Here is a 12,852-nt window from a genome sequence, read left to right as displayed (position 1 = left end):
CCTCCGGACTGCCATCTGCAGCTCATGGCAAGGCGAGCGCCGTGCGGATGAGGTTCAGCAGAAATCCCCGGACCTCGTCACTGCGCATGATGAACACGAGGATGCCGGCAAACCCCACCGCGGCGAGCGTGGCTATGGCGTATTCTGCCGTCGCCATTCCGCCTTCGGAGCCGAACAGCCTTCGCCGCTTTTGCGCCCGCTGGGGGCCGGCGGCGGTGGCGCCCGGATAGATCTCATGGACCTCGGCATCCTCCAGCTGGGGGTGTACGTGCCGGGCGTTGCGCAGGCCGACGGGTGGAACGTGATGGGCTGACATTGAAGGACCTTTCTTTGGTTTCCGGCGGGACCGCCGGCTGTTCTTCGACTCTTCCGGCCGGGCAGGCGAGGCGTAAGGCATTCCTTCAGCCAAGTGGAAAACTGCCCCGCCACACGGGCTGTGGAGGAATGCTCTTCAGCACGGCCCGGCGATTCCGGGGTCAGCGCGGCAGCATCGCCAGCAGCACCGGCACGACACCCAGGCAGACGAAGGCCGGCAGTGAACACAGGCCCAGCGGCACGACCAACTTCACTCCCAGCGCCGCGGCCTGTTTCTCCGCGGACCGGAACCGCGCGCGGCGCATGCGTGCCGCCTGGGCGTAGAGGATCGCTGAAGACGGGGCGCCGGTGAGCGCGGCAAATCCCAGCGCCTGGCGCAGGGCGAGAAGTCCCGGCGACCGGACGTCGGCGCTGCGCCACGCGGTGTCCCAGTCGGCGCCAATGGCGAGCGCAGCGACGACCGGCCGCAGCGGACCACGGACTTCCGGGGTTGCCAGCTCGGCGACGAGCCCAAGGGCTCGGCCAAGCCCGGCTCCCGCCTCGAGCATCGCGCCGATCAGTTCCAGCATCATGGCCGTATCACCGAGGCCGGGTTCGCCGGCCTCCCCCGCCGGCGTGTCGGCGTATTTTGAGGAGCCCGAGCCTGCGGCGTCCGGGGCAGGCCGCGTCTGGAGTCGCAGTCTCCGCCTGGCGGTGCCACGGTCCGAAAACGCGGTCACGGCCGCGGCCGCCAGTACCGCGAGCACCGCAAGGCCCCCGGTTTCCACCGTCATGGCTGCAGTCCCGCGGCCGCCCGGACGAGCCGGGCCGACCAAATCCGGCCGGCCGCGGTCAGCGCAAGGCCTGCGGCGAGCGCCGACACACCCCAGGGGGTTCCCAGCAGGGTCTCGACAGGATCCACACCCAGCAGCACCCCCAAGCCCAGGCCCAGGAACGGAAGCCACGTCAGCAGCCGCACGGTGGCGCGGGGCCCGGCGAGCGCCGTCTGGCGGGCGGCCTCCGCGTCGTCCTCGGCCTCGAGCTGGGCGGCGAAGCGGGTCAACACGTCCGCGAGCGGGCAACCGCTGGCCTCGGCAACGTCAAAGCACGCGGCGAGCTGAAACCAGACGCGCCGCTCGCGCAGATCCTCGCCGGACTCGCTGTCCCCGGGCGGCCGGGCACCGGTTCCGCCGGACACGTCGGCGGCACCGGAGCGGATTGCGGCCGCGACGGGAGAACCCCGCATGGCTGCCCCGCGGGCGGCAGCCAGCCGCCGCACCGATCCTGGCGCCAGCCCCGGGCTGCGGCCGGAAGGTCCGTCCCCGGGCATCGCCCCCGGGATCCCAGTCAGTACTCCGGGCCACAACCCGGAGCGGTCGCCCACATGCAGGAGCCACAGCTCATCCCAGAGCCGCGCTGCAGTACGGCCGCCCTTGAGCAAAGCCGCCATCTGCTGCACAAGGAGGGTCATCGAAACCGTCGGCGCGTTCCGGCGCCGGCATCCGGGCAGCCCGGCAGGGCCCGCCGGGGAAGCGGCGGCCGGAACACCCCGCCCGGCAGCCAGCGCCGCTCGAATCCGGCGGCGCGGCGCCCCCGCGGGCGCCAGCGCCAGGAACACGGCGAGGACCAGGAGGCCAAGGAGCAGGGCGGTCACGCCGGGTCCCCCGCGCCGGGGTCCAATCCAAGACGGACGGCCAGCCGGGGCCAGGCCGGCCCGACACGGACGTCCCCGGCACAAATGTCCAGTGCGGAGCCGACGACCAGGCCCGCCGGGCTGTCGTCCAGGACACCGATGCAGGCCACGGTCCGGGCGCCGTTGAGCCTTTCCACGTGGACCACCGTGTCGAGGGCGCTGACCGCCTGCAGCCGGACGGCGTCCTGCCCCATCCCGGCCAGCGCCCCCAACGCCGTTAATCTGGCCGGCACGTCGGCGGCCGTGTTGGCGTGGATGGTTCCGCCTCCTCCGCTGTGACCGGTGTTCATGGCAGCCAGCAGCTCGCGCACCTCGGCTCCGCGGCACTCCCCCACCACCAGCCGGTCCGGCCGCATCCGCAGCGACTGCCGCACGAGCTCGCCCAAATCCACAACGCCGCCGCCTTCCAGGTTTCCGTGCCTGGCCTCCAGCGAAACGACGTGCGGGTGGACCGGGTTCAGCTCCGAGGCGTCCTCAATCAGCACCAGCCGCTCGCCCGGCGAACACAGGCCAAGGAGCGTAGCGAGCAGGGTTGTCTTCCCCGAGCCAGTGGCTCCGCTGATCAGGAAACTCAAACGGCGCTCAACCATCCTTTCCAGCACGGTCCGCACGAATGACCCGAACATCCCGCCCCGCCCGAGCTCGTCCATCGAGAAGACCCGTTCCCGCCGGATCCTGATGCTCAGGAGTGTCCCCGTCGTGGAGATCGGCGGCAGGACGGCGTGGACCCGGAAGCCGCCGTCGAGCCTGATATCGACGCAGGGTGAACCGTCGTCCAGGCGCCGCCCGCCGGCGGACACCAGCCGGGCCGCCAGCGCCCGGACCTGCGGTTCACCGGAAAACGCCACGGGTGCCCGCTCGAGTCCGCCGCCGCGGTCCAGCCAGACGGACCCGGGGCCGTTGACGAAGATGTCTGTCACGGCCGGGTCCCGGACCAGCACCTGCAGGGGTCCGAGACCGTTCAGTTCCGCGCTGATCCCCTCGACCGCGGCCAGGGCGCCCGCGGTCCCCAGCAGTCGTCCGCTCGCCTGCACGGCGGCGGCCACGCGCGACGGCGTCACCGGCCCGGCGTCGGACATCACCGATTCGCGGACGGATTCCAGCAGCCGCGCGTCGACGGAGGCGCGGGCCGGCGGCCGGAAGCGCGGACCAGCAGCACCGTCCGGGGGGCCCGGTGCGGAATGGGCGCTCATCCTGAGGCACCCGCACCGAAGTCCAGCACGCTTCCGGTGAACCGCCGCACATTACGCTGCCGCGAGGTGTCCAGCAGGCGCCCGAGTTCCGTCGCGGCGGCGGCACGCCTGACGTCCGGAACCATCCCGGCCAGCGGCAACCCGACGGACTCGGCAATCAACCCGGCGTCCAGCGCGGACCCTGGTTTGCCCCGCACCACCAGCACGGTATCCACCGCGGGAAGGTCCTGCAGGAGCCGGGCCGTTGCCACGGCCGCGCGCAGCAGCGCGGGCGCGACGACAACGATCCGGTCGCAGTCCCAGGCGAATGTCCTTAGCGCTTCCCGTCCCCGGCCGATGTCCACGAGGACGAGCTCGAAGCCGCGCCGGCCGGCGTCCAGGACGCCGGCGACGACGGCGTGATCCACTCCGTGGTGGCGTTCCTTGTTCCCGGGCCAGGAAAGGAAGGGGAACCCGCCGGCGAGGGGCAGGGAATCAGCGAGCTGGCGGGGATCGATCATGCCGCTCGCGTCAGCCAGGTCCGGCCAGCGGAGACCGGGGGTTTCCTCGGCGGCGAGCACCAGCTCCAGACCCCCGCCCCACGGGTCGCCGTCCACGAGCAGGACGCGCATTCCCTCCCGGGCGGCAGCGTGGGCAAGCCAGACCGCGGCCGTGCTGGCCCCCGCGCCGCCACAGCCCCCGACAATGCCGAGGACTGTTCCGCCGGACTCAGGCGTGCGGGAGCGGGTGAGGTACTCGGCGAGCCAGGACGCGGCATCGGGCAACACGGCGACCCGTTCAGCCCCAAGGGCCGCCGCCAGGTGCCACAGACCGTCGCCGTCCCCCTGGAGGCCCACGAGGACGGCCGGCGATCGCCCCCGCGGCGGCACGTCGGGGATGTCGCTGCCGAGCAGGACCACCGCCGCCGTGTCCCAAAACGGCGCCGCCTCCCGGATGTTCCGCACCGTGCGCAGGCCGCCGCCGGACGCCGCCACCACACGTTCCACTTCACCGCGCAGCTCCTCGGAACCCGTAACCAACAGCGTCTCCGAGGACTCCTCCGGCAGCCATCGCGCAGCCCCCGGCGCGGCGTCCGGGCCGCTGCCCAACCCGCCGCCCAATCCCCCGGCCTCCGCCGCTCCCGGCAGGAGGCCGGCTCGGGGATCAGGGCCGGAGGTCGATAGCTGGTGCCTGCTCATGTGGCCACTCTTCCCGCCCCGGGAACCGGCCATAACCCGCGCCGGCCGCTATGTGGACAAGCCGTGCACCAGCACCCGCCACGCAGGCGGCCAGCACATGGCCGGCCCATGACTTACTAAACCCGCCCGGCAGGGCAGAATTGACCCTATGTACCTGCTGCTCGCCGCCCACGCCGACGGCGCAGCCCTCCAGGAACTCACTGCGGACGGCACGCCGCACCCGGCAACGCCCGTACCGCGGATCGTCAGCTCCGCCGAGCTGACCGGCGTCGTGCGTGGCCTCGAGCAGCGGCGGCCGCGCTGGATCTGGCACCGCACACAGAACTGGTACCCAGCGCTGCTGGCCGCCGGCGTCGAGCTGGAACGCTGCTATGACCTGACCCTGTGCGGCGCGATCCTGGCGCACTCGGAGTTCACCGCCCACACCGCGTATGCGCAGAACGCAGAGAAACTGACCCAGGACGAGGAGCTGCAGCCCCCGCGGGCGCTGCAGCCGCCTCCCCCGCCGGCTGACCAGGGCGCCCTGTTCGACGATCCCGGCCTGCGCAAAACACCCCGGCACAGCCCCGAGGATCTCCGCGCGGAGTACGCCGCCCAGCAGGAGGCCCTGAGTCAGGCGGAAGGTCCCGGCGCCGAACGCCACGGCGGGAACCGCAGGCAGCGCCTGCAGCTGCTGCTCGCGGCCGAGTCCGCCGGGGCCATGATCGCGGCCGAAATGCAGCACACCGGCGTGCCGTGGCGCGAGGAACTGCATGAGCAGATCCTGGCCGGCTACCTCGGTCCTCGGCCTGCCGCTGGCCACCGTCCGGCGAAGCTGGAGGCACTCACCGCCGAACTGCGGCAGCTGCTGGATTCCCCCTCGCTGAACCCGGATTCGCCGCAGGAGCTGATGCGCGCCCTGCACCGGAACGGCATCGAAGTGAAGACCACGCGGCAGTGGGAATTGAAGGAATCCAGCCACCCGGCGATCGAGCCGCTGCTGGCCTTCAAGAAACTCTCCCGCCTGCATGCCGCCAACGGCTGGGTGTGGCTGGATGCGTGGGTGAAGAACGGCCGGTTCCAGCCGGAGTATGTGGTGGGCGGCGTGGTCTCCGGCCGCTGGGCTTCCCGCGGCGGCGGGGCGCTGCAGATTCCGCGGCAGATCCGCGGCGCCGTGCACGCCGATCCGGGGCACAAGCTGATCGTCGCCGACGCCTCGCAGCTTGAGCCCCGCGTGCTCGTGGCGCTGGCCCAGGACGCCAGAATGGCCGAAGCCGCACGGGACAAGGACCTGTATGCCGGCATCGCCGCGCAGGGTTTCGGCGGCGACCGCGCCAAGGCGAAGGTGGCGCTGCTCGGGGCGATCTACGGGGCAACGACCGGCGAGTCCGGGCGCCTGATGCCCCAGCTGACCCGCACCTATCCGCGGGCGGTCGGTTTCGTGGAACATGCGGCCCGCGAAGGCGAGGCTGGCAGGACGGTCACGTCACGGCTGGGCCGTAGCAGCCCTCCGCCGTCCGACCGCTGGCTGCAAAGCCAGCAGTCGACCAGCGCCGAGGAACAGCGCCGAGCCGACTCGATCGCCCGCTCCCGGGGCAGGTTCACCCGCAACTTCGTGGTCCAGGGTTCCGCGGCGGACTGGGCGGCCTGCTGGCTGGCGGAACTTCGACGCCGGCTGCGCGCCCTGCGTGCGGACGGCACCCCCGCCGGGGAACTGGTCTTCTTCCTGCACGACGAAGTCATGGTGCACTGCCCCGAGGCCGCCGTGACCGCCTGCGTGCGCGCCATCGAGGAAGCCGCGAATGCCGCCAAGGAACTGCTGTTCGGCAAAATCCCGGTGGAATTCCCGGTGAGCGTCGCCGTCGTGGACTCGTACGACCACGCTAAATAGTCGTCCCGCATCGCCCGCCGTAACCTACCTGCCGGTAGCGTTGCGCGACCGTGTGACGGCGGTTACTCTCGGAAAGGCCGGCCAGTGATCCGATACCTTGCTGGCCATGCAAAGACGCATATTCCTTGGGGAGGCAATACATTGGCTGGAATTTTTGAGATCGCCGAGGCCGGCGAGAAGAAGTACTTCTTCAAGCTGACGGCATCCGACGGAACGGTAGTCGCCGTTTCACCACTGTTCAACACCATCAAGGCGGCTGCCGCGGGCATCAAGGCCGTGCGGGAGAACGCCGCGACCGGGCTGGTCGTCGACACGTCCAAGGGACGCACCAAGCGGCCGGCCGCCAGGCTGGCTACCAGTTAGGACCAGGGTTTAGGCGGAGGGTCCAACGGCAAGGCCCGGACCTTCCGGCTCAGCCGTCAAGCCTGCTCCAGGTGTCGACATCGAGCAGGCTGGTGCGGTCCCACGGGACTGCCCACCCCAGCTGGTCGAAAAGCTGGTTGAGGATCATCCCGGTGAAGCCCCAGACCACCACGTCGTTGACGGTAAAAGCGGGGCTCTGGAACGTCTGCCCGGCCCGGGTCACGGTGGCCATCACGCGGTTGTCCGGGTCGAGCAGGTCCCGGACCGGGACGCGGAAAACCTGGGCGGACTCGCCGTAGTCCACGACACGCACCGGGGACTGGGACGCCCACCAGCCCAGAACCGGCGTCACCAGGAAGTTGCCGCGGGGAAGGGCGAGTTCCGGCATTACGCCGAGGACCTCGACACCAGTCGGATCCAGCCCGGTTTCTTCTTCCGCTTCCCGCAGGGCGGCGCCGATGACGGATTCCCCCGGGTCGATGCCGCCGCCAGGGAAGGCGACCTGGCCCGGATGGTCATCCAGGGTCTGGGCCCGCTGCAGCAGCAGGACATCCAGATCAGCCGGGGCGAGGAGTTTGACTGAGGTCGCCGGGACGGCGTCGAGGGAGCCGAACAGCATCAGGACGGCCGCCCGGCGGACCCGTTCCCCGGGCTCGACGACGAGTTCCCGCCAGCGCGGGTCGGGCGACGGCGCCGTTCCGGCTTCCACGGCGGCCACCAGGTCGATGAGGTCCTGACGGGCCGTCACAGCGGCCTCCTCTGGGATTCCATCCGGATTTCCGCGGCACGATGCGTTTCCGCGAGAAGCTTTGACAGCAGCTCCTCCTGCCCCGGGGCCAGCTCGTACTTCAGCAGTTTCTTCGCCTTTTCCGGGTCTGTCTCCCCCATCCCGTAGCTCGGGCACCAGTTCGCCACCGCACAGGCGCCGCAGGCCGGCTTCCGGGAATGGCACACGCGCCGGCCGTGGAACACCACCCGGTGCGAGAGCATGGTCCAGTCCTTCGGCTCGAACAGCTCGCCGACGTCGGCTTCGATCTTCACCGGATCATCTGACTCGGTCCAGCCAAACCGGTTCGCGAGCCGGCCAAAGTGCGTATCCACGGTGATCCCGGGGACGCCGAACGCGTTCCCGAGCACCACGTTCGCGGTTTTCCGCCCGACGCCGGGAAGCGTCACCAGATCGGCCAGCCGGCCCGGCACTTCGCCGTTGTACTCATCCACGAGCCGGTTGCACAACGCCATCAGGTTCCTGGTCTTGGCGCGGAAGAATCCGGTGGGTTTGATGATGGTTTCCAGCTCGGCCGGGTCCGCCTCCGCCATGCTCCGCGCGTCCGGATAGCGGGTGAACAGCAGGGGCGTGATCTGGTTGACGGTGACGTCCGTGGTCTGCGCGGACAACACCGTGGCCACCACCAGCTCGAACGGGCTGCGGAAATCGAGCTCCGCGTGGGCATAGGGGTACTGTTCCGCAAGCGCCCGGTTGATCCGGCGGGCGCGGCGTTTCAGGCCCAGCAGCGACTCCCCGGCGGCCCCCGCGCCCACGCTCCTGGGACCGGCGCTTTTGGGACCGGCGCTTTTGGCACCTGTTCTTTTGGCACCTGCTCCTTGGGGACCGGCACTATGGGCACCCGGGGTGCTGCGGGTTGCCGGATTGCTGGACTCGATGGCCACGGGGCTGGCTAACCGCGTTCGATGTTGCTGAGATCGCGGAGCAGGCCCACCCGGCCGTCGGTGTGCTGGACCAGGAACTCGTGTCCCCGGTCCTCGAGAGCGAGCACCCAGCCGCCGGGCTCAATCACGAAGGCCGGTGCGCCGCTGTGCTCGTCCACGGCCGTGCGGGGCTGGGCGACGGCGAACCAGAATGCCTCGTGGACGGTCTGGACCTCATGTTCCTCGGGGCGGCTGGCCGGGTCGACGGTGGCGCCGATCGGCTCCTGCTGGCGCACCTGGGGGTTCACCGTGGTGGGGGCATAGCCCGAGGGCGCAGGGACTTCGGCGGCGCGGGTGTCCTCAGCCGCCGCGGCGGCCCGGGCCTGCGCCTGAGGAACCTGCCCGTTGGCCGGGGCTTTCTCTGCGGACGCAGTCCCGGCCGGAGGCACGAAGGCGGCGGCCTGGGTCTGCTCGGCGGCGGACGGTGCCGCCGCTGCAGACGCGGCGGGCACGATGCCCGCGGCCTGGGTTTCCGGGGAACCGACGACCGGGGTGGGCGCGGCAGTGCGGGCCGGAGTCTCCGGTGCTGCGGCCGGCGTCGATGCTGCAGGGCGGCCTGCCGCTGCTGCGGCGTCCGAAGCTGCGGCACCCGCCACTGAAGCTGCACCGGCGGCACCCGCCGAGCCTGCGGCGTCGGACTTTCCGCCCGCGGTCATCCGCTTCGCCCAGCCCGACACCGGGTTGGTGCCGGCAGCCTTCGGGGCATGTTCATCCTTGGCTTCCTTCGCTGCCTTCGGGGCGTGGGGCTTGCGGGCGGGGACCGCCGACTCACGGGCCACGACATGGGCAGGGACCTCGGCGCGGTCCAGGAAATCACCGGCGAAAAAGGGGATCAGGCGGCCCAGCACGGTGGCCGCCAAAAGCCCGAGCGCTCCGACGAGGGCCAGCAACATGCTGGGAACATAGGCGCCCGCGACGGCCAGGAAGAAGAACGCGACGGCGAACGACGCCACCACGGAACCGAACTGGTCCACCGACAGGGAGCCGATCCGAAGCTTCGTTTCGGGGCTGAGCCGGCGCGCCACGAACAGTGCCGCCACGACCACCGGCAGCAGGATTCCGAGCCCCAGGAAGAACAAGCTGCCAAGGTTCCACAGGTTGTAGCGGACGGCAAACATCGGGATCAGCGAGGCAATAAACAGAATAAGCGTCGAGCCGAAAACCGTGAGATCGCGGACGGTGAACGGACCGAGGACCGCCTCGTTCTTCTTGCCGGCCGTCCGGCCGTTTGCCTTGTCCACCGTGAAACGGGGGGCTTCCCCGTAGCCGGCAGGCTGGTTCGCGCTGCCGTTGCCCTGGCTTTGGGCGGGCGGCCGGGGCTGCCCGTTTGTGTGCTCGTTCATTCGGTTCTCCTTAGCATGGCGGCACTCTGGACAGCACCGTCTAACAGCAGGCCGAGCGGGGACCGCGAGCGGTCCCGTCGCCTCCATCGGATGTCACAACTTCATCTCAGCCTAGTCAAGTGGCAGGCCGATCACTAGCTGACAAGCCGGGGACAGGGGCACGAAGTGGGGGCCCGGGATTTCCTGTGCCGGCGCCCCCAACCCCGTCATTCCAGCACGAATGTGTGCATCGTCATACCCTGGCCGTCGACAAGGATCAGCGTCAGCGGAACCGTGTCCGCGCCGGTCGGAACCGTGAACTCATGCGTCATTGGCGCAAGGTCAGCGGTGCAGGCCTTGTCCCCGGCCTGTTCGAAGCTGATGGTCACCCGATCGCGGGCGGTCGCCTCGATCCGGGTCGGGACGGCCGGGCAGCTGGAGCTTCCCCACAGGGTGACGCCGAACCGCCGGGGCTTCTCCAGCCAGGCCGCCAGCGGGGTCCCGAGACCCGGCGGCCCGGGGACCGCCGTCGTCGAGGGGTCAGGGGAGGCGCCCGGCGTGACGGAGGGCGACGCCACCACTCCGCGGTAGCTGCGGTCGGCCGCGCTCGGCGGGCCGGCGCAGCCCGCCGCACCGAGCACGACGCCGGTCGCAAGGATGCAGGCCAGCGCCCGCATCCGCCGTCGTTTTCCTGAGGGCTGGTTCATGACTCGCCGGTTGCCTGCGACGGCCTGGTGCCGGCTGTTGCCCGCAACGCCCCCAGCCGTACTCCGCCTGCCAGAACGGCGGAATCAAGGGATCGATGGTGCGGGGTGTCCTCCACCCGGATGGACATGCCATCCGGCCAGTGGTTATCCGGCGCCCGGCCCCAAAGTCTCACGGCCCTTTCCCCCTATGCGGTTGCGTAGCCTTGGCCCCATTGTGACGAAGTAGGGTCGCCAGCACCAGAGCCCCGGCAGGGCGCCCAACAACCATTCGGCGCTTAACAAACACCGCTCACGGTTCACTGTGTGACGCGGCACACGTCGGATGCTGCACAGGCGTTAGTGTGTATTTCGGAACAGCTCTTTGCGGTACGTCCGTGACCAGCCGATGCCCGACGACGCGCAAGCGGCCCGGCGCTGCGGCGGAACGGATGCCCCGCGCAGCACGGATCGATGAATGATGAGGTTCACCATGTCCCAGCAGACCCCCGGCTCCACGACGGCGCAGGCTCTCCAGCGCGATGCCTTCGAAAACCTGTCGCAGGAGAACCGTAAGTTCGCCCCTTCTCCCGAGTTCGCCGCCAACGCGGTGGTCACCGCCGCGGACTACGCCGAGGCCGACGCCGACCGGCCCGCCTTCTGGGCGAAGCAGGCCCGCGAGCTGCTGAGCTGGAGCAAGGACTTCAGCCAGGCGCTGGACTGGTCCACGCCGCCGTTCGCGAAGTGGTTCGTCGGTGGCGAGGTCAACGCCGCCTACAACGCGCTGGACCGCCACGTCGAAAACGGCCACGGCGACCGCGTGGCGATCTACTTCGAGGGCGAACCGGGCGATACCCGCACCTACACGTACGCCCAGCTCACCGAGGAGGTCAAGAAGGCCGCCAACGCCTTCGAGTCCCTCGGTGTCGCCAAGGGCGACCGGGTGGCCGTGTATCTGCCGATGATTCCGGAGGCCGTCATCACGCTGCTGGCCTGCGCCCGGATCGGCGCGATCCACTCGGTGGTCTTCGGCGGCTTCTCCGCCGAGGCGCTCCGCTCCCGGATCGACGACGCCGAAGCCAAGCTGGTTGTCACCGCCGACGGCACCTACCGCCGCGGCAAGCCCAGTGCGCTCAAATCCGCCGTCGACGAGGCGTTGTCCCACGAGGGCAACGGCAGCGGCCACACGGTGCAGAACGTCGTCGTCGTCAAGCGCAACGGCCAGGACGTCGACTGGCATGACGGCCGCGACCACTGGTGGGCGGACACGGTCGGGACCGCCTCCGCCGAGCACGCCGCCGTCGGGCACGACTCCGAGCACCCGCTCTTTATCCTTTACACCTCCGGGACCACCGGCACGCCCAAGGGCATCCTGCACACCACCGGCGGCTACCTCACCCAGACCGCCTACACCCACAAGGCCGTCTTCGACTTGCACCCAGAAACCGACGTCTACTGGTGCACGGCCGACGTCGGCTGGATCACCGGGCACTCGTACGTCGCCTACGCCCCGCTGATCAACGGCGCCACCCAGGTGATGTACGAAGGCACCCCGGACTCCCCGCACCAGGGCCGCTGGTGGGAGATCGTGGAGAAGTACAAGGTCTCCATCCTCTACACCGCCCCCACGGCCATCCGGACGTTCATGAAGTGGGGCAAGGAGATCCCGGCGAAATCGGACCTCTCCTCGATCCGCGTCCTGGGCTCCGTCGGCGAACCCATCAACCCCGAAGCGTGGATGTGGTACCGCGAGGTCATCGGCGGCAACGCCGGCAAGAACGGTGAGCGGAAGGAAACCCCGGCCCCGATCGTGGACACCTGGTGGCAGACCGAAACCGGCGCGCAGATGATCGCCCCGCTGCCCGGCGTCACGGCCACGAAACCCGGTTCGGCCCAGGTCCCCTTGCCCGGCATCGCCGTGGACGTGGTGGACGAAGCCGGCGAGTCGGTGCCCAACGGCTCCGGCGGCTACCTCGTGATCCGCGAGCCGTGGCCGGCCATGCTGCGCGGCATCTGGGGCGACCCGGAGCGGTTCAAGGAAACCTACTGGTCCCGCTTCGAGACCATGTACTTCGCCGGGGACGGCGCCAAGAAGGACGAGGACGGCGACATCTGGCTGCTCGGCCGGGTCGATGACGTGATGAACATTTCCGGCCACCGCCTCTCCACCGCCGAAATCGAATCCGCCCTCGTGTCCCACCCCGCGGTCGCCGAGGCCGCCGTCGTCGGCGCCGCGGACGAGACCACCGGGCAGGCCGTCGTCGCGTTCGTGATCCTGCGCGGCGACGCAGTGGACACCGGCGACGCGATCGTGCAGGAACTCCGGAACCACGTCGGCAAGGAGATCGGGCCGATCGCCAAGCCCAGGACCATCCTCGTGGTGCCCGAACTGCCCAAGACCCGCTCCGGCAAGATCATGCGCCGCCTGCTCAAGGACGTCGCGGAAGGCCGCGAGGTCGGCGACGCCACCACCCTGGCCGACAACACCGTGATGGCCCAGATCGCGCAGTCGCTCCGGAAGTAGCAGCGTCGGTTAGCCCGGGCTC

Annotated in this window: 12 protein-coding genes; 3 read left to right on the top strand and 9 right to left on the bottom strand. The window is 70.2% G+C overall.

The genetic code is table 11. The features are described 5' to 3' along the window. Positions 1-22: 22 nt before the first annotated feature. The 5 genes from J2X01_RS09365 to ssd form a co-directional block, all read right to left on the bottom strand. On the bottom strand, positions 23-316 hold the full coding sequence (locus J2X01_RS09365; protein WP_310056098.1) for a DUF4244 domain-containing protein: 294 nt from the start codon (positions 314-316) through the stop codon (positions 23-25). Positions 317-476: 160 nt separating this feature from the next. Then, complete coding sequence (locus J2X01_RS09360; RefSeq protein ID WP_310056095.1) at positions 477-1,088, bottom strand: type II secretion system F family protein; 612 nt, start codon at positions 1,086-1,088, stop codon at positions 477-479. Beyond that, positions 1,085-1,948 (bottom strand): hypothetical protein, encoded by an 864-nt coding sequence (locus J2X01_RS09355; protein ID WP_310056092.1) that lies wholly within the window; start codon positions 1,946-1,948, stop codon positions 1,085-1,087. Before J2X01_RS09355 ends, J2X01_RS09360 begins: the two co-directional genes overlap by 4 nt. Further along, positions 1,945-3,180 (bottom strand): TadA family conjugal transfer-associated ATPase, encoded by a 1,236-nt coding sequence (locus J2X01_RS09350; protein WP_310056089.1) that lies wholly within the window; start codon positions 3,178-3,180, stop codon positions 1,945-1,947. The genes J2X01_RS09355 and J2X01_RS09350 overlap by 4 nt, the downstream gene beginning before the upstream one ends. Next, the gene (gene ssd, locus J2X01_RS09345; RefSeq protein WP_310056086.1) at positions 3,177-4,358 is read right to left on the bottom strand and encodes a septum site-determining protein Ssd; all 1,182 of its coding nucleotides are present in this window, start codon (positions 4,356-4,358) and stop codon (positions 3,177-3,179) included. Before ssd ends, J2X01_RS09350 begins: the two co-directional genes overlap by 4 nt. A gap of 148 nt (positions 4,359-4,506) precedes the next feature. Between ssd and J2X01_RS09340 the strand changes: the two genes are divergently transcribed. Both J2X01_RS09340 and J2X01_RS09335 read left to right on the top strand, forming a co-directional pair. Continuing rightward, positions 4,507-6,228, top strand: coding sequence for a bifunctional 3'-5' exonuclease/DNA polymerase (locus J2X01_RS09340; RefSeq protein WP_310056084.1), 1,722 nt, complete (start codon positions 4,507-4,509; stop codon positions 6,226-6,228). A 141-nt stretch (positions 6,229-6,369) separates the two neighbouring features. Further along, positions 6,370-6,591 (top strand): DUF1508 domain-containing protein, encoded by a 222-nt coding sequence (locus J2X01_RS09335; RefSeq protein ID WP_310056082.1) that lies wholly within the window; start codon positions 6,370-6,372, stop codon positions 6,589-6,591. Between the two features lie 49 nt (positions 6,592-6,640). Here J2X01_RS09335 and J2X01_RS09330 read toward each other — a convergent pair whose 3' ends face one another. From J2X01_RS09330 to J2X01_RS09315, 4 genes are all read right to left on the bottom strand, one after another. Continuing rightward, positions 6,641-7,339: an NUDIX hydrolase gene (locus J2X01_RS09330; RefSeq protein WP_310056080.1), complete on the bottom strand. Its 699-nt coding sequence runs from the start codon at positions 7,337-7,339 to the stop codon at positions 6,641-6,643. Further along, positions 7,336-8,133, bottom strand: coding sequence for an endonuclease III (gene nth, locus J2X01_RS09325; RefSeq protein WP_310056077.1), 798 nt, complete (start codon positions 8,131-8,133; stop codon positions 7,336-7,338). The genes J2X01_RS09330 and nth overlap by 4 nt, the downstream gene beginning before the upstream one ends. Before the next feature lie 137 nt (positions 8,134-8,270). Further along, entirely contained in the window at positions 8,271-9,644 is a 1,374-nt protein-coding gene (locus J2X01_RS09320) for a hypothetical protein (protein ID WP_310056075.1), read from the bottom strand. A 206-nt stretch (positions 9,645-9,850) separates the two neighbouring features. After that, entirely contained in the window at positions 9,851-10,330 is a 480-nt protein-coding gene (locus J2X01_RS09315; protein ID WP_310056071.1) for a hypothetical protein, read from the bottom strand. 469 nt (positions 10,331-10,799) lie between these two features. Here J2X01_RS09315 and acs point away from each other — a divergent pair, with 469 nt between their 5' ends. After that, positions 10,800-12,830: an acetate--CoA ligase gene (acs, locus tag J2X01_RS09310; RefSeq protein WP_310056070.1), complete on the top strand. Its 2,031-nt coding sequence runs from the start codon at positions 10,800-10,802 to the stop codon at positions 12,828-12,830. The last annotated feature ends 22 nt before the right edge of the window (positions 12,831-12,852 follow it).

This window comes from Arthrobacter ginsengisoli, from assembly GCF_031456935.1.
GTDB lineage: Bacteria > Actinomycetota > Actinomycetes > Actinomycetales > Micrococcaceae > Arthrobacter > Arthrobacter ginsengisoli.
Note: the sequence above shows the minus strand (reverse complement) of the source record. Positions and strands in the feature narration are given on the sequence as shown.